The 23352-nt window shown below is 25.4% G+C and carries 20 protein-coding genes; 13 read left to right on the top strand and 7 right to left on the bottom strand.

What is annotated here, in order from left to right:
- Positions 1 to 8 precede the first annotated feature (8 nt).
- The 4 genes from AAQM_RS07415 (at position 9) to AAQM_RS07430 (ending at position 5580) form a co-directional block, all read left to right on the top strand.
- Positions 9 to 2111 (top strand): TonB-dependent receptor plug domain-containing protein, encoded by a 2103-nt coding sequence (locus AAQM_RS07415; RefSeq protein WP_129094954.1) that lies wholly within the window; start codon positions 9 to 11, stop codon positions 2109 to 2111.
- Between the two features lie 7 nt (positions 2112 to 2118).
- Positions 2119 to 3666: a YfiR/HmsC family protein gene (locus tag AAQM_RS07420; RefSeq protein ID WP_129094953.1), complete on the top strand. Its 1548-nt coding sequence runs from the start codon at positions 2119 to 2121 to the stop codon at positions 3664 to 3666.
- Between the two features lie 65 nt (positions 3667 to 3731).
- A complete protein-coding gene (locus AAQM_RS07425) occupies positions 3732 to 4973 on the top strand; it encodes an argininosuccinate synthase (RefSeq protein ID WP_129094952.1) in 1242 nt (413 codons plus the stop codon).
- A gap of 106 nt (positions 4974 to 5079) precedes the next feature.
- The gene (locus tag AAQM_RS07430; RefSeq protein WP_129094951.1) at positions 5080 to 5580 is read left to right on the top strand and encodes a gamma carbonic anhydrase family protein; all 501 of its coding nucleotides are present in this window, start codon (positions 5080 to 5082) and stop codon (positions 5578 to 5580) included.
- Positions 5581 to 5604: 24 nt separating this feature from the next.
- Here the strand turns inward: AAQM_RS07430 and AAQM_RS07435 are convergent, their stop codons facing one another.
- The 4 genes from AAQM_RS07435 to recR are packed head-to-tail and all read right to left on the bottom strand — an operon-like array spanning position 5605 to position 8798.
- A complete protein-coding gene (locus AAQM_RS07435) occupies positions 5605 to 6531 on the bottom strand; it encodes a dUTP diphosphatase (protein ID WP_129094950.1) in 927 nt (308 codons plus the stop codon).
- 2 nt (positions 6532 to 6533) lie between these two features.
- Positions 6534 to 8027, bottom strand: a complete 1494-nt coding sequence (locus AAQM_RS07440; protein WP_129094949.1) for a PAS domain-containing sensor histidine kinase — start codon at positions 8025 to 8027, stop codon at positions 6534 to 6536.
- Between the two features lie 9 nt (positions 8028 to 8036).
- Positions 8037 to 8213, bottom strand: coding sequence for a uracil-DNA glycosylase (locus AAQM_RS07445; protein ID WP_129094948.1), 177 nt, complete (start codon positions 8211 to 8213; stop codon positions 8037 to 8039).
- 12 nt (positions 8214 to 8225) lie between these two features.
- Positions 8226 to 8798 carry a recombination mediator RecR gene (recR, locus tag AAQM_RS07450; protein ID WP_129094947.1) on the bottom strand — a complete coding sequence of 191 codons (573 nt, stop codon included), beginning with the start codon at positions 8796 to 8798 and terminating at the stop codon, positions 8226 to 8228.
- 86 nt (positions 8799 to 8884) lie between these two features.
- On the opposite strand from recR, the gene dnaJ reads away from it, so the two are divergent.
- Genes dnaJ through AAQM_RS07465 form a run of 3 tightly spaced genes read left to right on the top strand, consistent with a single transcriptional unit; the run spans position 8885 to position 11852 of the window.
- Positions 8885 to 10000 carry a molecular chaperone DnaJ gene (dnaJ, locus tag AAQM_RS07455; RefSeq protein WP_129094946.1) on the top strand — a complete coding sequence of 372 codons (1116 nt, stop codon included), beginning with the start codon at positions 8885 to 8887 and terminating at the stop codon, positions 9998 to 10000.
- A 28-nt stretch (positions 10001 to 10028) separates the two neighbouring features.
- Positions 10029 to 11246 (top strand): tryptophan synthase subunit beta, encoded by a 1218-nt coding sequence (gene trpB / locus AAQM_RS07460; RefSeq protein ID WP_129094945.1) that lies wholly within the window; start codon positions 10029 to 10031, stop codon positions 11244 to 11246.
- A 9-nt stretch (positions 11247 to 11255) separates the two neighbouring features.
- Positions 11256 to 11852, top strand: coding sequence for a hypothetical protein (locus tag AAQM_RS07465; protein WP_171920691.1), 597 nt, complete (start codon positions 11256 to 11258; stop codon positions 11850 to 11852).
- Here the strand turns inward: AAQM_RS07465 and AAQM_RS07470 are convergent.
- Both AAQM_RS07470 and AAQM_RS07475 read right to left on the bottom strand, forming a co-directional pair.
- Positions 11849 to 12511, bottom strand: coding sequence for a hypothetical protein (locus AAQM_RS07470; RefSeq protein ID WP_129094944.1), 663 nt, complete (start codon positions 12509 to 12511; stop codon positions 11849 to 11851). The genes AAQM_RS07465 and AAQM_RS07470 overlap by 4 nt on opposite strands.
- Positions 12512 to 13330: a ferritin-like domain-containing protein gene (locus AAQM_RS07475; protein WP_129094943.1), complete on the bottom strand. Its 819-nt coding sequence runs from the start codon at positions 13328 to 13330 to the stop codon at positions 12512 to 12514.
- Between the two features lie 53 nt (positions 13331 to 13383).
- Between AAQM_RS07475 and AAQM_RS07480 the strand changes: the two genes are divergently transcribed.
- Genes AAQM_RS07480 through AAQM_RS07490 form a run of 3 tightly spaced genes read left to right on the top strand, consistent with a single transcriptional unit; the run spans position 13384 to position 15878 of the window.
- Entirely contained in the window at positions 13384 to 13977 is a 594-nt protein-coding gene (locus AAQM_RS07480) for an MBL fold metallo-hydrolase (RefSeq protein ID WP_129094942.1), read from the top strand.
- A gap of 16 nt (positions 13978 to 13993) precedes the next feature.
- Positions 13994 to 14896, top strand: coding sequence for a GGDEF domain-containing protein (locus AAQM_RS07485; RefSeq protein WP_129094941.1), 903 nt, complete (start codon positions 13994 to 13996; stop codon positions 14894 to 14896).
- A 7-nt stretch (positions 14897 to 14903) separates the two neighbouring features.
- Positions 14904 to 15878, top strand: a complete 975-nt coding sequence (locus AAQM_RS07490; RefSeq protein WP_129094940.1) for a GGDEF domain-containing protein — start codon at positions 14904 to 14906, stop codon at positions 15876 to 15878.
- A 22-nt stretch (positions 15879 to 15900) separates the two neighbouring features.
- Here AAQM_RS07490 and cmoB read toward each other — a convergent pair whose 3' ends face one another.
- Positions 15901 to 16815 (bottom strand): tRNA 5-methoxyuridine(34)/uridine 5-oxyacetic acid(34) synthase CmoB, encoded by a 915-nt coding sequence (cmoB, locus tag AAQM_RS07495; RefSeq protein ID WP_129094939.1) that lies wholly within the window; start codon positions 16813 to 16815, stop codon positions 15901 to 15903.
- A gap of 136 nt (positions 16816 to 16951) precedes the next feature.
- On the opposite strand from cmoB, the gene ccsA reads away from it, so the two are divergent.
- The 3 genes from ccsA (at position 16952) to AAQM_RS07510 (ending at position 23344) form a co-directional block, all read left to right on the top strand.
- Complete coding sequence (ccsA, locus tag AAQM_RS07500) at positions 16952 to 19690, top strand: cytochrome c biogenesis protein CcsA (RefSeq protein WP_129094938.1); 2739 nt, start codon at positions 16952 to 16954, stop codon at positions 19688 to 19690.
- A gap of 121 nt (positions 19691 to 19811) precedes the next feature.
- Positions 19812 to 20531 carry a response regulator transcription factor gene (locus AAQM_RS07505; protein ID WP_129094937.1) on the top strand — a complete coding sequence of 240 codons (720 nt, stop codon included), beginning with the start codon at positions 19812 to 19814 and terminating at the stop codon, positions 20529 to 20531.
- Entirely contained in the window at positions 20531 to 23344 is a 2814-nt protein-coding gene (locus tag AAQM_RS07510; protein ID WP_129094936.1) for a transporter substrate-binding domain-containing protein, read from the top strand. The genes AAQM_RS07505 and AAQM_RS07510 overlap by 1 nt, the downstream gene beginning before the upstream one ends.
- Positions 23345 to 23352 lie beyond the last annotated feature (8 nt).

The raw sequence follows: 23352 nt of genomic DNA on the forward strand, positions 1-23352 counted from the left end.
GGAGACTGATGTATAAAAAATTTTTGATTTTCTCACTTTTAACTTCATTGATAAAAGCAAATGAATATAACTTTGATTTACTAGATGATGTATTTGATTTAGATTTAGAACAATTACAACATATAAAAGTTATTTCTGCTTCAAAAATTTCACAAAATCTAAATACAACTCCTGCAAAAATGATAGTTGTTACAAAAGAACAAATTGAACAAAGAGGATACAGAAGTCTTAATGAATTATTAAACGATCTGCCATCAATTCAAATACTAAATCATGCTGATAGTGGAATAATGAATCAAATTGGTATTCGTGGTATGATGGGAAATAATTATTTTAAAGTGCTTCAAGATGGGATAGAAATAAATCAAACTGATGGTGAAATAATGAGTATTTCTATGCAATATCCTCTTTTTGGCATAGAAAGAGTAGAAATACTTTATGGAGCTGCCTCTGTTTTATATGGAGCTGATGCTATGAGTGGTGTTATAAATCTAATTAGCTCAACAAAACAAAATAGTCAACTTGGAGTTTGGACAGGTGAACGAGGTTATAAATACTTTTATGCAACACAAGCTTTGAAATTAAATGAAGGCTTATTCTCTTATAAAGCTCATTTTCATACAGATCAAGATTATAATTTAGATAAAGAATATCCAAATGATTATTTAGGAAATGAAAGTCATGATTTTAAACCTCAAGAGACAAAATCTGCGAGTTTAAGATATGAAAAAGATGGTTTTGATACAGGAATTAACTATAGATATTTTTCAGAGTCAACTTTAACTGCAATGAATGGAAAAAATTCTCTTTCAAATATGTTTGATAAAAATGCAAATTTAAATAGTGAGTTATTTAGTACTTTTATTAGATATAAAAGCACTTTATTTAAAGAAATAGAATCAACGACTACATTAAGTTATGAATCAACAGAACTACTAAAAAATAGCTATTTTAGAAATAGGTATACAGATTATAAACCTGGTTATAAATACTCAAAATCTCAAAGATATTCATTTGAAGAGACTCTAAATAAAAATTATAAAAATCATAATCTTACTTTTGGAAGTTCAATTGAATGGTTTAAATCAATTCCCATGACTTATGACTTACCAACACAATCTTTATCAAATGTTTTTATTAGTGGTTCTAATAATGAAATAAAAGCTCCAATATTTGAAGAAAAATGGAATAATATTGCTTTTTATTTACAAGATCAAATAACGTTAAATGAAAATTTTCAATTATCACTTGCAACTCGTTATGACAAAAATTCTTCTTATGAATCAACTTTTAATCCAAGAATTGCACTTATATATTCAAAAGACTCATTAACTCAAAAATTAATATATTCACAAGCTTTTCTAGCTCCTTCAAATTATAATAAATATAAAATTTATGGAACGCCTTTGAGAGCTAATTCCTTATCTGATGGGAATAAATATGAAACAGATACTTTTAGGGTTCCAAATCCTGATTTAAAACCAGAAAAAAGTAAAAGTTATGAATATAATTTTGAATACTTATTAAATAAAAATCATTTAATTTCATTTTCAACATACTATACAACTGTGAAAGATTTAGTTTTAATCGAAGAAAAAATACCTGAACAAGCATATTTTCTTCCAAATACTACAATTCTTGATCCAAGAGGAGCAAAAAATGCTGCGAACTCATATATTTATGGTGGAGATATTTCATATAATGGTCACTCATATTTTTCGGGATATGATATAAATTATTGGTTAAATTATAGTTATGTAAATGGTAAAATAGATTATGACTATGATTATGAATTACCTTTTTTTACATCCCATATATTTAAAGCAGGAAGTACGTTTAGATATAAAGATTTTACAATTTCACCATCTATTCGATGGCTTGGACCTGTAAATGCTTCCCATTACACAGATGGAAAACTATCAAGAGTAGATGGTTATTTTATAACAGATATTTACAGTAGTTACAATTTAGATAAAAAGCAGAAAATATCACTTAAAATTGATAATTTATTTGATAAACACTATTATGGTGTTAGATATAACACTTCATCAAAATATGTTACGCCACAAAATACCCAAATGGTATTTTTAGCTTATACAATTAATTTTTAGGAAAATTATGAAATTATTTATTTATATTATTAGTATATTTTTACTTTTTACAAATCTTCATTCAAAAGATATGAAAGAAGAACAAATAAAAGTTGTTTATACTTATAATTTCATGAAAAACATTACTTGGCAAAATGAAACAAAAATAGACAAATATCGATTATTAGTAGTTTCAAAAAATAAAACTTTAGAAAATATGTTTTTAATGTTAGCTGCAAGAAAACAATTAAAAAATAAAAATTTAGAAGTTTTAATTTATGATGAAAAAGAAGAGTATAAAAATATTCATGCAATCTATATAGATGAAAATTTTTTAGAAATTTATGAAAAACTATTTTTTAAATATGAAAAAGAAAATACTCTATTTATTAGTGACAATTTTAAAGACAAAAAACAAGTTATGATAAATTTACTAAAAGAAGAAACAAAAGTTACTTTTGAGATAAATAAGGCAAATATACTAAATCGTTCTTTAGAAATTTCATCAAACCTTATACTTTTAGGTGGAACGGAAATTGATGTGGCAAAACTTTATAAAAGTTCTCAAGATGCACTAAAAGAACAAAAAGAGACTATTAACTCATTAAATCAAAAAATTGAAAATAAAAATTTAGAATTAATAAATAAAGTAAAAGCTATAAATGAACAAAAGTCAATAATTAACACTCAAACTAAAAATATTAAAAATTATGAACAAAAATTATCTACACAAGAAGAACTTTTACAAAAACAAACAAAATTACTGGAAGAACAAAAAATTCAATTAGAAGAGATTTATAAAAATATAGAATTTCAAAAAGAAAAACTTTCAAATGCTGTTTTAGATGTAAATGAAAAAGAAAAAATAGTAGAATCATTAATTAATTTGCAAAAAGAGAAACAACAAGAATTTGAAGAAACAAAAAAAGATTTAGAATTTCTAAATTTACAAATTCAAGAACAAAAGAAAAATTTATTACTTAAAGAGAATGTTATTTCTAATCAAAAAAATATTATTACTATTATGGGATTATTATCCATGATAATTATTATTTTAGGATTAAATGGTATAAGACAAAATAGACTTTTAAAAAGTCTATCTCAAATAGATACGTTAAGTGGATTATATAATAGAAGATTTATGAATCAAAGAATAGAAGAAGAGATTTCAAAATATAAAAGATATGAAACTCCTTTTTCCATACTTTTGGTGGATGTTGACTTTTTCAAAAAAATAAATGATAACTACGGTCATGATAAAGGTGATTTAGTAATTAAAAAAATATCAACTTTGATGCAACAAAACACTAGAGATACAGATATTAATGCTAGATGGGGAGGAGAAGAATTTTTAATTTTAGTTCCTAATAGTAATTTAGAAGGAGCACTAACTCTTGCTAATAATTTAAAACAAATTATTGAAAAAACAAATTTTGAGACAAAAGAGAAAATAACAGTTAGTATAGGGGTTTCAACTTTTAATGAAAACCTTAATCAAGAAGAGCTATTAAAACTTGCAGATAATGCACTTTATAAAGCAAAAAACAATGGTAGAAATAAAGTTGAATTTGCTTAACTTTATTTATAACTTGTTTTAGTTAGAATATCACCTTTAAAATAATGTAACCATAGGATAAATTTATGAGTAAAAAAGATGTTAAAAAAGTAGTTTTAGCGTATAGTGGAGGTCTTGATACTTCTATTATTTTAAAATGGCTTCAAGATGAGTATAAAGCTGAAGTTATCACTTTTACAGCTGATTTAGGTCAAGGTGAAGAAGTTGAACCTGCAAGAGTTAAAGCAATTGCTTGTGGTATCAAACCTGAAAATGTATATATTTTAGATATTAAAGAAGAGTTTGTAAAAGATTATGTTTTCCCTATGTTTAGAGCAAATGCAATTTATGAAGGTGAATATTTATTAGGAACTTCAATTGCTAGACCATTAATTGCAAAAAAATTAATTGATATTGCAAATGAAACTGGTGCAGATGCAGTTTCACATGGAGCTACAGGAAAAGGAAATGACCAAGTTAGATTTGAAATTGGTGCATTAGCATTAAGACCTGATATCAAAGTGATTGCTCCTTGGAGAGAATGGGATTTAAACTCAAGAGAAAGTCTACTTGAATATGCAAGAAAAAATGGTATTGAAATTTCTCAAAAACACGTTGATGAAAATGGAAATCCAAAAGTAAGTCCTTATTCTATGGATGCAAATTTACTACATATCTCTTATGAAGGTTTACATTTAGAAAATCCAAATAATGAGCCAGAAGATTCAATGTGGTTATGGACAACTGCTCCAGAAAAAGCTCCAGATGAGGCTGAATATTTAACATTAACATATAAAAATGGTGACCCAGTTGCTATTGACGGTGTTGAAATGTCACCAGCAACACTACTTGCTAAATTAAATGAATTAGGTAATAAACACGGTATTGGAAGAGTTGATATCGTTGAAAATAGATATGTTGGTATGAAAGCTCGTGGTTGTTATGAAACTCCAGGTGGAACTATCATGTTAAAAGCTCACAGAGCAATCGAATCTATTTGTTTAGATAGAGAAGCTGCTCACTTAAAAGATGAGTTAATGCCAAGATATGCTAAGTTAATTTACCAAGGATACTGGTTCTCACCTGAGAGAGAAATGCTTCAAGCTGCTATTGATGCAACTCAAAAAAATGTTGAAGGTACTGTAAGAATTAAATTATACAAAGGTAACGTAACAGTTGTAGGAAGAGATTCAAAAAGATCTTTATATAATGATGCTTATTCAACATTTGAAAAAGATGAAGTTTATAACCAAAAAGATGCAGAAGGATTTATCAGACTTAATGCTTTAAGATTTATCATTGCTGGTAAAAACCCAAACAGAGAATAATTTTCTTTTATTTTAGTTAAAAAGGTGGTTTTTTTAAGCCACCTTTTTTTATTGCTACTTTTTATTGATATAATCCTCTTCTAAAAATAAAGCTAAGGAGAAAGCTGTGATTTTAAAATTTAAAGAATTTTACCCCCAAATTCATCCAAGTGCTTGGATTGCACCAAGTGCTGATTTAATAGGAAATATTCAAGTTGGTGAAGATTCATCGGTTTGGTTTGGATGTGTAATTCGTTCTGATGTAAATGAAGTAAGAATTGGTAAAAATACAAATATTCAAGATTTATCTTGTATTCATACTGATACAAATACTAAAACAATTATTGGAGACAATGTAACAATTGGGCATAAAGTTATGCTTCATGGTTGCAAAATTGAAGATAATTGTCTAATTGGAATGAGTGCAACAATTTTAGATAATGCTATAATTGGAGAAGGAAGCATAGTAGGAGCAAATTCACTTGTAACTGCTGGAAAAGTATTTCCTCCAAGAAGTATGATTATGGGCAGTCCTGCAAAAGTTGTAAAAGAATTAACACAAGAAGATGTTGATAAACTTATAGCTCACGCTGGACATTATGTAGAATATAAAAACGATTATAGATAAAAATAAATAATAGGTTTAAACCTATTATTTACATTTGTTATACTCTTCTTTTAATTTGTTATATAAATCATCAAAACTTACATCTTCCATTTTTTCTAATAAATCAACCATTACAACATTATCTTCATTTCCATTCCAAACTTTTATATAATGTCCTTCTTTATATCCATTATCTTGTCTAAATTGATTTAAACAATTTTTCCCAATATAAAGTTTTTGTAACCACATAAAAGATAATCCTGAGATTTTACAACATCTAAAAAATTGGTCAATAAATCTTTCAATTCCACTAAATGAAGGCATATTACCCGTATCAATTGCTAAAGCTATGTAAGATAATTTTTCAGCTTCTTTAACCATAAGTTTTACATCAATATCCTGAGTAGCTTCATAAATACAATGTGTATTTACTAAAGAGACTGCTTTTGGAACATTTGTTTCTTGTAAAATATAAGACATTAAAAAATGCCAAATATCTACAAGTTCGACATGAATATTATTCATATCTGGATCAGAATTTATATTTTTCCAATGCTTCCAAGGTGTTGATTCAATAAGTTCAGCCACTTCCATATGAATACATCTAAGCCAATTTATCTCTTTTGCAAATTTATTTACACCTAATTCCCAATTTTTTCCATTTGTTGAATCATTTAATTTTTTTTGTAATAAAAACATCTCTTCAAGTTTATGAGGAAATGATGAAACTTCTTCAAGTAAAGTAGCAAGTGGTAAACACTCTTCTATAACTTTATCTAATGTACTATTTGTTGGTAGTAGCTCTTTTTCACCATTTAAAAGATGTAAAATTAAAGATACCAAATAAGGTACTTCATTTTTCTCTTCCCAAGATAAAACATCATCAGATGAAACACCTGTATATTGCATAAAATCTTCAATTGTTAAAAAACCAAGTGTTTTTATACTCTCTTTAAAATCTTTATATAACAAATTTAACTCCTATTTAGTGGTAATTCTATAATAAATTTTGCTCCAATATCACTATTACAAACAGATATTTTACCTAAACTATGCTGTTCAATTATAGTTTTGCTCATATATAATCCTAATCCTGTACCATTTTTATTTGTTTTTGTTGAAAAATATGGATCAAATATTTTATCAATAACTTTTGGATTTATTCCACCTGCATTATCTTCTAATTCAATATATAAATTATTATTTTTTTCATAACTATAAATATTTATAATTCTATTTTCAATATTTTTTTCAAGCATTGCATCACATGAATTTTTTGCAAGATTTATAAAAACTTGTACCATTTCATTTAAAAAAATCTCAACCAAAGAAGTAGATTCATTTTTATATTCCACTTTTATAGAGTTTATTTTAAATAAATATGATAAAAAGTCTATAGATTTGTTTATAACATTTTCTATATAAACTTCTTCTTTTTTCTTATTTGGTTTAAAATAATCTCTAAAATCATCAATTGTTTTTGACATATAATCAAGTTGCTTTGTAACTTGTAAAACAACATCATTTAAAATTTCATCTGTTATTTCACCCTGAATTTCTTTTAATAAAGGTAATTTTTGAATTAAAATAGAAACAGCTTGTAATGGTTGTCTCCATTGATGTGCAATCATACTTATCATTTCACCTAATGCTGCTGATTTTGATTGTTCTACCAAAAGATTTTGTTGATTTTTAAGTTTTTTTTGAAAAGTTATATCTTCATTTATAGCATCATAACTTATTATGTTTCCATCATCATCAAAATTTGGATGAATTGTTGTTTTAAGCCAATAATAATCTTTGTTTTTCTTAAGATTTTTTATTTCTCCCTGCCACATTTCACCTGTTTTTATTGTATTCCATAAATTTTCAAAAAAATCTTTTTGCATATCTGGATGATTTAAAAGATTATAAGATTTACCAATAAGTTCAAATGGTTCATAACCTGAAATTTTACAAAAAGCACTAGAAACACTTATTATTATTCCATTTAAATCACATCTTGACATAATCACATATTTATCTACTATATCAATAGATTTATTTAAAGCACTTTGAATTTGCTCAATAGATTTTGAATATATATCTAATAAAACTGAAAATATTTTTTGAAAATAAAAATTTATTTTTTCAATTAAATCAAAAGATTCTAGTTTATTTTCAAAAACAAAATTAATCATAGAGTCTTTAAATGCTGAAAAAAGTAAAAAAAGCTCATTTATTTTCATATTTTTCTTTTTTAAATATTTTAAAAAATCAATAACTGAAGAGTTTTTCCCATACTCTTCCTCTTTTCTTACAACCAATATAAAATGCTCAATAAGTGAAAATGAATATCTTTTTATAAATAAATTTTCATCAATAGAATAAATTTTTATTAAATCTAAAACCACTGGTATTTTAATCCAAGTTCTAATAATAGCAATTTTATTTTTTTCTATTTGTTCAACAAATTGGATTATATTCATTCTTATTTACTACTTATTATGATTTTTTAAACTAAAAAACTTACAAGCTTCTCCACTTGAATTTTTTACAGTGATTGAGGGAAGAACAGGAGATTTAAATCCATAAGCATTACAACCATGAGGTCTTGAAGCTTCCCACGTTACGAAATAATATACACACTTTTGACAAACTACTCTTTTTTCCATTTTTAATTATTTTTATATCTCTACTTTACTTTGTATTGCTTTTGACAATGATAAGATATCAACATTTTCTAAACTAACTCCTGTTGGAACACCTTGTGCTATTTTTGTAAATTTTATATCAAAATCTTTAAGTTTATCTTCTATAAATAAAATAAATGCATCATTTGCAATTGATGGAGTTATTGCAAAGAGTATATTTTTAACTTCATTATTTATTATAAATTTTTGTAAAGATAAAATCACATCTTGATCCAATTCTTCAATTACAAAATATTTTCCATCAAATTGATTTGAATCTTCAATAACAAATATATCTTTCGCACTTTGAACAATACATAATTTTTCATTGTCTCTACTTTCATCAAGACAAACTTCACAAATTTCATGCTCACTCATAGAACCACATCTTGAGCATTTTGTAATATTCTTCAAAGCATTTTCTATACTATGAGCTATTTTAATCCCACAATAATTATCGTTCATAACAATATGATAAGCTAAACGTAAAGCTGATTTTTTACCAATTGTAGGTAAAGATTCAAAAGCTTCAACTAGTTCATAAAATTTTTCTAATCCTTTATTCATGGAAAGAATTATATCTAAGATTTATAATAATTTAGATAAAATCGCGGTTTGCATAAATATAATTATTTTTTTAAGGGAGATAAAAATTGACTGAAATAGATTATTATGAATTACTAGAAATTAGTAAAAATTCAGATAAAAGTACAATCAAAAAAGCCTATAGACAAATGGCTATGAAATATCATCCTGATAAAAATCCAGGGGATAATGAAGCTGAAGAAAAATTTAAAGCTATAAATGAAGCCTATCAAGTATTAAGTGATGAAGAAAAAAGGGCTCTTTATGATAGATATGGTAAAGCTGGACTAGAAGGACATGGTCAAAGAGGAGGATTCTCTGGAGGATTTGATGATTTAAGTTCTGTTTTTGAAGAGATGTTTGGATTTGGTTCAAGTTCAAGAGGAAGAAAACAAAGAAAATCATATAACTATAATTTAGATGTAACAATTGAAGTAAAATTAGATTTCAACGAAGCTGTATTTGGTTGCAAAAAAGAGATAAACTATAAATACAAAACAGCTTGTAAATCTTGTAAAGGTACAGGTGCTAAAGATGGTAAAATGTCTACTTGTTCTATGTGTAATGGTCATGGACAGATTCATTCTAGACAAGGTTTTATGACTTTTGCACAAACTTGTCCAAAATGTGGTGGAAGTGGTCAAGCTTCAACTGATTCTTGTAAATCTTGTGGTGGAACTGGATATGATGAAATAAAAGACAATTTCAAAGTTGATATTCCAGAAGGTGTAAATGATGGAATGAGAATAAGAGTTTCAAATAAAGGAAATATTGCTCCTGATGGCTCACGTGGTGATTTATATTTACAAGTAAAAGTTAAAGAAGATGCCCATTTTGTAAGACATGATGATGATATATATTATGAAGCACCTATTTTCTTCACTCAAGTTGCTCTTGGAGGAAAAATTAAAATTCCAAGCCTAAGAGGTGAACTAGAACTTGAAATTCCAAAAGGTGCAAAAGATAAACAACAATTTACATTTAAAGGTGAAGGTGTTAAATCTGTTCAAGGATATGGAAAAGGTAATTTAATTGTTCAAATTAAAATAGAGTATCCTAAATCATTAAATGATGAACAAAAAGAGCTTTTAGAAAAACTTCAAGAGAGTTTTGGAATAGAGAGTAAACCTCATGAATCAACATTCGAATCAATGTTTGATAAAGTAAAAAAATGGTTTTCATAATAAATTAAATTATAAAAAAAGGAAATAAATGAACAAATCATATTTAGAAACTATGCCTGATAACAATGGTTTTTTTGGTAAATTTGGAGGTTCATTTATTCCTCCTGCATTAGAAAAACCTTTTGAAGAGATAAAACAAGCTTATAAAGAATTAAAAAATTCGCCTAAATTTATAGAAGATTTAAGATATGTAAGAAAGCACTATCAAGGAAGACCTACTCCAATTTCATTTGCTAAAAATCTTACAAACTTTTGTGGTGGAGCAAAAATCTATCTAAAAAGAGAAGATTTAAACCATACAGGTGCTCATAAATTAAATCATTGTATGGCTGAAGTTATTTTAGCTAAACATTTAGGGAAGAAAAAAGTAATAGCTGAAACAGGTGCTGGTCAACATGGTGTTGCACTTGCAACTGCGGCAGCTTATTTTGGACTTGAATGTGAAATTCATATGGGTGAAGTTGATATTGCAAAAGAGCATCCAAATGTAGTAAGAATGAAAATTCTTGGAGCAAAAGTGATTCCTGCAACCCATGGACTTAAAACTTTAAAAGAAGCTGTTGATTCAGCATTTGAAGCATATTTAGCAGATACGCAAAACTCTATTTATTGTATTGGCTCTGTTGTTGGTCCTCATCCTTTTCCTATGATGGTAAGAGATTTTCAAAGTGTAATTGGATTTGAATCACGAGAACAGTTTTTAGAACATGAAAATAAACTTCCTGACAATGTAGTTGCTTGTGTTGGAGGTGGAAGTAATGCAATGGGAATTTTTTCTGGATTTATCGATGATAAACAAGTTGAGCTTTATGGTGTTGAACCAATGGGAAAAGGTGATAAAATTGGAGAGCATTCTGCATCTTTAACTTATGGAGAAGAAGGAATAATGCATGGATTTAATTCTATCATGTTAAAAGATGAACAAGGAAATCCAGCACCTGTTTACTCAATAGGAAGTGGAATTGATTATCCTAGTGTTGGACCAGAACACGCTTATTTAAAAGAATCAGGAAGAAGTAAAGTTGGTCTTTGCGATGATAATGAAGCTGTTGATGCTTTTTATAAATTATCTCAACTAGAAGGAATTATTCCAGCACTTGAATCAGCTCATGCAGTTGGATTTGCTATGAAATTAGCAAAAACTCTGGATAAAGAAAAAACTATTTTAGTAAGTTTAAGTGGTCGAGGGGATAAAGATATTGATTTTGTTATTAATAACTACCCTATTCCAAATTCAAAATTTTAAGGCTAAATAATGATACATTTAGAATATATAGGCTCAAGAGCTGTAATAAGTCAACATGGCATATCTTTTAAAGAAGGTAAAAAAGATAAATTTATCTATTTACCTTATGTTTATGAAATTTTAAATTCAATAAATAGTAGCTATGAGCTTAATAAAAAACATTCATATCAAATTAAAATTGATAATTTAGCGTATGAAAAACTATATTTATATCTAATTTCAATTAATCCAAATATCAATACTGAAATAGAAGATAGATTAAATAATTACTTAAATCATTTAGATGAAGAAGAACAAGAAGTTTCAAATAGAGTTAGTTTATCTGATTTTGAAAAAAATGTTTATATTTCAAATTTAAAATTAATGAGAAATTATAAAATACAAAGAGCAAAAAATAAGATTTTCTACTTCTATTGTACTAAAGCCATTGTAGAAATAATTAAAACAAATAAAATAAAAAAAATTGAGTTACCATTTAGTGAAAAATTTTGGCATGTTTTAAAAACGATTCAAGGTAAATTAGCACTTGAAAAAATCACTTCAAACATTTCAACTCAAGAAAAAGATGATATTTTATTAATTAATCTTACTACAAATATTTATTAAAATTGTTTAATTATATTTTTATTGAAATTTTCTAATTCTTTATATTTGTACATTAATTCTTGGTATTTTAAATTGTAATCATTATATAAAAATGAGTAATCATTTTTCTCATTTTTATACTTATCATAACCTTTTTTAGAACTATTTGATAAAGCACTTATAAAATTAAAAGAATCAACTTTTGTTAATATCTCATCCAATTTATCTTGAGATATTACATCTGTTGAAGTACTTGTTAAATTATTAATCTTTTGAGAAATAGATTCTTGTAATAAATCAAATAAATTATTTCTATTTTTTGAACTTAAAAATATACTTTTATCATTATATCTATCACTTAAATAAGAATAACCTAACTCAAAAGGTTGTCCTAAAACTGTATTAAATAAAGCTTTTCCTAAAATTTCATCATTTGAAAACAGAGTTGTAAGTCTTAAATTCTTTGCCATATTTTTTTCATCTTCACTAACAAACAAAGTTTCTATTTCTTCTAAACTAATACCTTTTATATTTTCATAAGTTAAACTATTTGTTTTAGAAGTTTTGTTTTCAACTCTTTTATCAACTAAATTATTTAAAAAACTATTAACCTCTTCTTTTATTGTAGCATCAGATTTTAAAGAGTTAGAAATTAATAAATTATAATTTGAATTTATCATTTAATTACAATCCTCTTTTTTTGATAATTTTTTTAATTCGTTACAAGAAAAACCAGCTTGTTTTCTAGCATCAAAATTCAAATCCATTTTTCTTTTTGTACTTCCTGGAAAAACTTCTTCTATTATTTTCATATATGTAGTTTCTGGTTCTACATTCAGTCTTTCACACTCGTACTTGAACCAAATATCACCTTTTTTTACATGATCAACTTCTTCTTTTAATATAATATTTAGAACTTCTAAAAACTTCATATTAAATTCATCTCTATTTGAGTTTAATTTTTCCATTATTTTAGGATTTTGATCAAGTCCATTTGCTTCAAGATATCTAGGAACTGCTGCCATTCTTCGCAAAAATTCAGGAGTAGCTTCCATCGCTTCAAAAAGATTTTTGTGTACAGGGAAATCTCCATAAACACCATTTAATTCAGTTAATAAATTTTCAAGCATTAAAAAATGTCTTATTTCATCATCAGCTACTTCTAACCAATCTTTATAATATTGTATTGGCATATTTTTAAATCTCAAGGCTGCATCTAAAGCTAAATCAATTGCTGAATATTCAATATGTAAAATTGTATGAACTAAATATCTTTTCCCTTCAATTGATTTGAAATTTTTAATAGGTGGAAGTTCTGTTGGTTTAACTATTTCTAAAAAAGTGGCATAAGATGGCTTATCAAAAACATAAGGTTCGTATGAATTATCAAAAAAAGTTTCATTATTTAAAAACTTTTGATAAAAGAATTTAAACTTTTCAATCTTATTTTGTGGTTCGCTTGTTAATAAAACTTCTTCAAGTGTATTAAAATAATCCATAAATAACCTCTTTTTTGATATAATCTATGAATTTTAGCAAAGTAAGGTTTAAAATGGATATAAAAGTACAAGCTATGGGTGATTATCAAACAAATTGTTATATTGTAACAATTAATGAAAAAGATATAATTATCGACCCAGGAGTAAACGCTCTTTCTTGGATAAAAAACAATGTAAAAAATCCAATCGCTGTATTAAATACACATGGACATTTTGATCATATTTGGTCAAATCAAATAGTGAAAGAGACTTATAATATAAAATTATATACTCCAAGAGATGATGAATTTATGTTGACTTTAGATCCTTATGGATTAGGAATGCCTCCTTCTTATGCTGATGTTTTAGTAAATCCTGATGAAGAGATAGAACTTGAAGGGATAAAAATAAAATTTCATCATTTTCCAGGTCATACACCTGGTTGTAGTGCTTTACAAATAGATAAACATTTATTTACTGGAGATTTTATTTTTAAAGGAACTATAGGAAGATTTGATTTTCCTAACTCTGATGCTACACTAATGAAACGAAGTTTAAATAAAATACTAAAATGGAGTGAAGATTTTCATATTTATCCAGGTCATGGGGATAAAACAACACTTAAAAATGAAATAGAATCTTTAAAACAATGGGAAAAATATATTTAAATAAAGGCTAAAGAAAATGAATCTATCTTGTGAGACAATAATAAATGAGAATGAAAAATTAAAACTTTCTGATTTAGAAAAAAGCTGTTTAAATATTTTTGATTATTTAAATTTACATCATAATATAAAATTATTAAAAATAAATATTAAAAAAAATGATACTATAGAAAACTTATTTAGTTGTTGCAATGATAATGTTAATTATCATATAAATAGTTTAGATTTTAAACAAAACTGTGATACTGAAATGATTTTTGAATTCTTATCTGAAACTTTAGAAGAATATGAAAATATAAAAGAAAATCTAAATTTTATAAAATTATCTCTACAAATTTTTTCTCAATCTTTGTACAATAAATATATGGAAAAAACTTTAAATGAGCTCTCTTTAGTTGATTCTGTAACAGGTTCTTATAATAGATGTTATTTAAATAATTATGTTGGAAATCTACTAAGTTTATCAAATAGAGAACAAAAAAAAATAGCTTTTGTAAAAATTGCTATTGATCAATTTAAAGCAGTAATTGATGAATTTGATTATGAAATAGGTGATAAAGTTTTAAAGTGTTTAGCTAAAAGTTTAAAAGATAGTATAAGAGAATCTGATATTGTTATTAAAATTTCTAATGATGAATTTTTAGTTATTTTATTAAATGTTATTAATGAAAACAATGCTATAATCATAACACAAAAACTTATTAATAACTTTAGTCAAGAGAAAGTTATAATAAATGAAGATAATAAACAGACATTGATGAAAACTATTTGTGGTGGTATTTCAATATATCCTGATAATGCTACAACTATAGAAGAAATTATAAAAAAATCTGATATTGCTCTTTATGAAGCTAGAAATAGAGGAAGAAGTCAATTCTTCTTATTTAATGAAGAAGATACAAATAAAATAGATTTTTTTTAGGAGAAAAATGAAAAATAGAATTCTAGAACTAATAAAATTATCTGCTAATAATGAAACTGCTTATAAATCTTTAGAAAGTATTTTTACTCTTCATGAACAATTGCAATATGCAACAAATATCAAACAAGTAGCTGATGATATCTTTAGTTGGTTAAATAAAGAATTCAAAATTGATAATATGGTATTTTCATTATTTGATATAAATAAAAATATGAAAGAAGTAATTTTAACAAAAGGTGAAGAGTTTTATTTAGATGATGATTTTTCACATTTTTTTATTATAAATACTCATACAAGCCTTAATGCAACACTATCTTTTAGTGTAAGTTCTAAAGTTCATCATAAAATAATTGAAGACAAATATCCTATGATTGAGGCAGCCTTTTTTCAAGTTTCACCTATAGTTCAAAGCGCTATTTTAAAGAAAAATTATATTGAATCTTCATCATTAGATTCTGTTACGAATGTTTACAATAGAAATTATTTAATAGAAAATCTTACAACTCATTTAAGACTTTCAAACAACAAACAAAATGAAATCTATTTTTTAATGATTGGAATTGATCATTTTAAGGCAGTAATTGATGAATTTGATTATGATGTAGCTGATAAAGTTTTAATAGAACTTGCAAAAGTTATTCACTCTAATATTAATGAATTTGATATGGTTGGAAGATTAAATGGAGATGAATTTTTAGTTTCAGTTTTAAATCATACGAGTGAATATCAAGTGGAACAACTTGCAAAAAAAATAATTTCAGATTTTGCTGAAATTGCTATTTTAGTAAATGAAGAAAAAAAACAATATCTTAAAAAAACAATTTGTATAGGATTTGAGATATATAAATTAAATTCAGATATTACAATAACAGAATGTATCAAAAATGCAGATATAGCTCTTTATGAAGCAAAAAACAAAGGAAGAAGTCAACTTTTTAAATTTAGTGACCTAAGTGCTGAAGATACTATTGATTTATTTTAATAAATAGTATCTTTTACTTTTTTTATAAAATTTTTCTAGCTTTTATATAAACTCTTTTTGGAGCTGGATAACCTTCAACTGTTTTTGTTTTATCATTCTCATCTAAAAAATCTTCCAAACTTTGATCAAATGACCACTCAGTTTTTCTTTGTTCTTCACTTGTTGTAACTGTAGTAGCTATTACTTCAATACTTTCAAACCCTGCTCTTTCAAGCCAATTTTTAAGTGCAGGAATTGTTGGAATAAAATAAATATTCGGAATTTTTGAATATCTTTTATTTGGTGTTAAACAAATTTCATCATCTCCATCAATCATAAAAGTATCAATTAAAATTTCACCTTTACTATTCAATCCTCGTGCAAGTGATTTTAATGTTCCAACAGGATCAGGTCTATGATATAAAACTCCAAGCATAAAAATAAAATCAAATTTATGGTTATAAAATTCTAGATGCTCAACACCTAACATTTCATAAATAATATCAGATTTTACAAAATGATTTATAAATTCAAATTGGTGTAAAGTCAAAGGACTCGGGTCAAATCCAATTAATCTTTTAGGTTTATCTTCAAGCATTCTAAACATATAATATCCATTGTTACACCCAATATCTGCAACAACTTTATCTTTAAGATTAAAATATGGACGTATCAAATTATATTTAATATTGCTTTGCCATTCACTATCTATTTCTAAACCAAAAACTTTAAAAGGACCTTTTCTCCAAGGAATTAATTTTTTAGCAGTTTCTAAAATAATTTCATATTCTTCTTGTGTTAAATCCTCTTTTTCTCCAACACTAAACCAATCCCCATAATCTATTTTTAAATCAGCTTTTTCTATTTTACAAGCTTCTTGAAGTTGTAAATACCAAGGCTCAACATTTTTCCAAGTACGACATTCTTGTTTTTTATTTTGTAATATTTCTAAATTCATGGCGTAATTATAAATTTTTAAGATAAAATTCCATCTTAAATTAATAAGGATAACACAAAATTGACATTTCATTAACGCTGAGTTAACTTCTTATTAATATAATCAACCATAAAATTTAAAATAAAAAGGATATTTTTTGAAGCTTAACGATGTCTTATTTTCATTTAAGACTACACTAATTTTACTTGTCATTTTGGCAATTGGTGCTGGATATGCCACTTTTATTGAAAATGATTTTGGTACATCTTCAGCAAGAGTTTTAGTTTACAACAATCTTTGGTATGAGGCTATTCTTGTATTAACAACTATAAATCTAACTGGAATAATTTTTAAATATAAAATGTGGAAAAGTAAAGCACGATTCATTTTCCACTCATCTTTTGTAATTATTCTTATTGGTGCAGGAATAACAAGATATTTTGGATATGAAGGTATTATGCAAATACCAGAAGGGCAAACTGTAAATAAAATGCACTCTTTAGAGCCTTATTTACAAGTTACTATAAAAGATGGTGATAAAGTTTATTACCAAGATTTTCAAGAAGAATTTACCTCTTTATTTCCTGAATTAAACAAATTTTCTCATCAAATCTCTTTTGAAAATAAATTATTAGAAATAAATTATAAAGATTTTATGTTTGCTAAAAAAGAACAAGCTAGCATGGGTCTTTTAAGTGTTCAAGTAACTCTTGATGGAAAAACTCAAGATATAAGACTTCCAGGCTTAAGAGGACAACAAGGACTACCAAGAGATTTAACTTTTGATAACATTGTAGTTACTTTAGAATATGGTTCAAAAATTATTGATTTACCTTTTGCTATTAAATTGAATGATTTTCAACTTGATAGATATCCAGGAAGTATGTCACCTTCATCTTATGCCTCTGAAGTTACAGTTATAAAAGAGGATGGAAAATCTTATGATTATAGAATTTTTATGAATAGAACTCTAAATGAAGGAAACTTTTTATTTTTCCAAAGTTCATATTTCCCTGATGAAACAGGTACAGTATTATCAGTAAATAATGATCCAGGGAAGTGGCCTACATATTTAGGATATTTCTTATTAACTCTTGGATTATTTTTAAATTTCTTTGATAAAAAATCAAGATTTTGGAAATTAACAAAATTTGTAAGTGGTAAAAACTTAGCTTCTATTGCTATTATTTTTGCATGTACATTTGTATCAACTTCTTTACAAGCAAATGAAACAAAAGAAGTTGATACTACAGCACAAACTGTTGATTACTTAAATAAATTAAAAGATGAATCTTTACAAACATCTGAAAAATTTGGAAGACTTGTTGTTCAAAGTAACGCAGGAAGAATGAAACCTCTTTCTACTTTAAATAGAGAAATTATTCAAAAATTAAGTGGAAAAGCAACTTTCTTAGGAATGACTCCTGATCAATTAATTTTAGGAATGTTATCTAAACCTGATGTTTGGAAAGATGTAAAAATGATAAAAATCCAAACTCCTAAATTAAAAAAATTTTTAGGTGTTAATGAAAATGAAAAATATGTAGCTTTTTCTGAAGTATTTAGAAATGGTGAATATTTATTAGCAGCTGAAGCAGAAAAAGCACTTCTTACCAAACCTATTGATAGAGGAACTTATGAAAGAGATATAATAAAACTTGATGAAAGATTAAATATCATGTATTCTGTATTTAATGGTTCATTGTTAAATATATATCCAAAAGTAAAAGATGGCTCATCAGAAGATGATAATTATAAATGGTATTCACCTCTTGAAGCAATGCAAGTTTTTTCAGGGCAAAATCAAGCAGCAGTAGAAAGTATTACAAGAGGATTTATAAATGCTATTGTTGAAAATAAATGGGAAGATGTAAATAATTTTATTAATATGATATCTTTATATCAAGAAAAAGTAGGAGTTGATGTTATTCTTCCAAAATCAAAAATTGATGCAGAAATTTGGTTTAATAAATTAGATATTTTCTTTAAATTAACTCTTGCTTATGTATTATTGGGTCTTGTTATGTTAGCTGTTGCATTTATTGTGATATTTAAGCCTACATTTGAACCTAAAAAAACAACTACAATTTTCTTTATAATACTAGCTACATTATTCTCTTTACATACTTTTGGTATGGGTTATAGATGGGTATTATCAGGTCATGCACCATGGTCAAATATTTATGAGACATTAGTTTATATTTCTTGGTCAGCAATATTTGCAGGAGTTATTTTCTTTAGAAAATCTCTTTTAGCTTTAAGTGCTGCTGTTATTATTGCTGGAATTTTTATGTTCACAGCTCATTTAACAGATGTTGACCCTCAAATTACAACTTTAGTACCTGTGTTAAAATCATATTGGTTAACTATTCATGTTTCAATTTTAACAGCATCTTATGGATTCTTTGGACTTAGTGCAATTTTAGGATTCTTAACTTTAATAATGTTTATATTTAGAAAAAACAGACCTCATTTAGATGGTATTATTAAACATGTAACAGCAATTAATGAAATATCTTTAATTATTGGATTAGCAGCGATTACAATTGGAAACTTCCTTGGTGGAGTTTGGGCAAATGAATCATGGGGAAGATACTGGGGATGGGATCCAAAAGAGACTTGGGCTTATGTATCAATTGTAGTTTATGCAATAGTAATTCACTTAAGATTTGTAAAAGCACTTAATACTCCATTTGTATTTGCAACAGCATCATTATTAGCTTTTGCTTCAATTTTAATGACTTATTTGGGAGTAAACTTCTACTTATCAGGAATGCACTCTTATGCAACAGGTGATCCAGTACCAATTCCTACATGGGCTTATGTTACATTTACAATAGTAATTCTTACTATTTTACTTGCTATAAAAAATAAAGATTTAAAAGAATCTATCTAAAAAATTAAAAGGAGCTAATAATTAGCTCCTTTTTAAATCACTTCTTAAAATATAAATTTTTTAACCTTCTTAATATCATTATTTTCATATAATTTCCTAATTCGTAGACTATAGGAAACTCATGCAAGTAGATAAAATAAAAGATATTATCATTTATACAAAAAATCTTAATGTACTTTATGTCGAAGATAGTTTTTCTGTTCAACAGCAAACAATGAAAATGCTCTCCTCTTTTTTTAAAAAGATAGAACTTGCTAACAATGGGAAAATTGCCTTAGAGATATTTGAAAAATATGATTTTGATTTAATTATAACCGATATCAAAATGCCACTTCTTGATGGTATAGGTTTTATAGAAACAATTAGAAATTCAGATAAAAAAATTCCTATCATTGTTCTTTCAGCACATGATGATAAAGATTATTTCTTAAAAAGTATAAATGCTGGAATAGATGGTTATATTTTAAAACCATATACTCTTGAACAAATAATTCAAACATTAAGTAATATTGTCGAAAAATATGATTTTACTGTAAAAATAAAAAATACAATAAAACTGAAAAATGAATTTATTTGGAATAAAGACACAAAACAACTCTCAAAAGATAATAAAACTATAAAATTATCAAGACTAGAACAAAAGATTTTTGATTTTTTTATCTCATCTCCCCAGTCTGCTTCAAAATCTTATAGTGAAATTGAATATTATATGTTTGATAATTGTGAGGATAATACAAAAAAATTAAGAAATTTAATAAATAGATTAAGATTAAAATTAAATTATGATTTATTTGAAACAGTTTACTCTTATGGTTATACTTTAAAATATGAAGATGAATAATGAAATTTTTATTCACTTTTTTACTCTTTACTATTGTAAATCTATTTTTAATAGCTAATGAAGAAGAGATAAAATTAACCCAAGGGGAAAAAAAATTCCTTTTAGAAAATCAACCTCTAAAATTTCACAATGAACAATACTGGCCTCCATATAATTTCAATGAAAATAATACTCCTAAAGGGTTTATTATAGATTATGCAAATTTATTAGCAGAAAAATTGAACATTAAAATAGAGTATATTTCTGGTCCTTCTTGGGATGAATTTATGCAGATGCTAAGAAATGATAAGATTGATGCTATTTTAAATATTTCAAAAAATAAAGAAAGAGAAAAGTATTTTAATTTTACTACACCTTTTCACTCTGCATCAAATGCAATTTATGTAAAAAAAGGGAATGAACATTTAGATTCTTTAAAAAAATTAGAAGGGAAAACTATTGTTATGCCAAAAGGCTTTTTAGCACAACAATATTTAGAAAAAAACTATCCAAAAATCAATCAAATTTTAGTAAAAGATTCATATGAAGCATTAAAACTCTTATCCTTGGGAAAAGCTGATGCAACAATTGATAAAAAAAATGTCTTAGATTTTATAATTTCTACAAAAAATATCTCAGAAGTTGTGCCATCAAACTATGTTGAAGAAGAGAAATTAATAAGTTTAATAAGTATTGGAACATCAAAAAATAAACCTTTATTAAACTCTATTTTAAATAAAGCCCAAAATAACATAAGTGAAACTGAATTATTAGATTTAAAAAGAAAATGGTTTGGTACTGCTGATATAAAAGATAAAAAAAGTTTTTTAACAATTGATGAAAAAGAGTATATAAACAAAAAAAGAGTAATAAAAGTTTGTACTATTACTGATTTAAAACCTATTGAATTTTATGAAGAAGAAAAAATTCAAGGAATAAATATTGATTTGTTAAATTTAATATCAAAAAAACTTGATATTAAATTTGAATATATTAAATATTACAATTCAAGAATTGCTGAAAATTCTTTAAGAAATGGAACTTGTGATATTTTTCCAACAACTAATCAAACTAAAAATCTAAAAGAAATTGCTCTTTTTACAAAATATATTACTAACTATAAATTAGCAATTGTTACACAAAAGAATAAACCTGTAGCTGAAAGTATAGAAGAAATTTTAGATAAAACTATGGCAAAAAAAGTAAATTGGGATAACCTAAATTATTTAAAATCTAAATATCCAAGTATTGATATTTATGAAACTTCAAGTGAATTTGAAACTTTAGAAGCTGTAAATAACAACAAAGTATATTATGCTATTGAACCTTTGCCTGTAATTGCTTATTACTCTTCTAAATATGCTTTTAATGATTTATTTATTTCAAGATATACAGATATGTATTTATCTTCAAATATTGCTGTTTTAAAAGAAAATTTTGTTTTATATGAAATCTTGAATAAAACAATTAATGAAATAACAGAATATGAAAAAACAAATATTTTTAATAAATGGACTAATTCTTTTATAAAAGAACCTTTTGATTATTCAACTTTATGGAAAGTTTTAACTGTTATTTTTATTTTATTATCTATTTTAACTTATAGACAAATAATTTTAAATAGGCATAATAAAGCCTTAAAAATAGCAAATAATGAAATTGAAGAAAAAACAAAACTAATTGCAAAACAAAAGGAACTTTTTGAAAAGCTATATAGTAAATCTTCAGATGGAGTTTTACTGATAAAAAATAAAAAAATTTCAGATTGTAATGAAGCAATTCTAAAACTTTTAGAATACTCAAAAGATGAACTTTTAAACAAATCATTAGATGAAATTTCACCAAATTTTCAATCAAATAATAATTCAACTCTTATTTCAAATAAAAAAATAGATGAAACTTTAGAAAATGGTGTTTGTAATTTTGAATGGATATTTTTAACTAAGAATTCTATTTGTATTTGGGTAGAAATAGTTTTAACAGCAATAGAAATAGATAATAATGCTGTAATTCATGCCGTAATTAGAAATATAAATAAAAGAAAAGAGATGGAAAAAGAGATTGAATCTTTAAACAATAAATTAGAAGATAGGATTCTTGAAGAGATTAAAAAAAATGAAGAAAAAACAAAACAATTAATTCAACAATCAAGATTAGCTCAAATGGGAGAAATGATAAGTATGATAGCTCATCAATGGAGACAACCATTAGCTGCTATTAGTGCTACAACAAATAATATACTTTTAAAAACAATGTTAAATGAAAAAATTCCAATGGAAGAATTATCTAAAGAATTAAATTTAATAACAGATTATTCTCAACATCTTTCACATACTATAGATGATTTTAGAAATTTCTTCAAAACAGACAAAATAAAAACTGAAATATCTTTAGAAGAACTAATTGATAAAACAATAAATATAATAAAAATACAATTTGAGACAGAAGAGATAAAAGTAGAAAAAAATTATAAATTTAATGAAAAAATTTTATCTTATTCTACAGAATTACAACAAGTTATTTTAATTTTATTAAAAAATGCAGAAGATGCATTAGTAGAAAAAGAGATAAAAAATAAAAGAATTAAAATTTCTACTCACAAAGAAAATGATTTTGTAATTATTGAAGTAGAAGATAATGCAAAAGGCATTCCAAATAATATTATAGACAAAATATTTGATCCATATTTTTCAACGAAAAAAGAAAAAGAAGGAACAGGAATTGGACTTTATATGAGCAAAATTATTATTGATGAACATTGTAATGGAAATTTAAGCGTTAAAAATAGTAAATTTGGTGCAATTTTTAAGATAAAATTGCCATTAAATATATAAAAAGGATT

Source organism: Arcobacter aquimarinus (assembly GCF_013177635.1).
Taxonomy (GTDB): Bacteria; Campylobacterota; Campylobacteria; order Campylobacterales; family Arcobacteraceae; genus Aliarcobacter; species Aliarcobacter aquimarinus.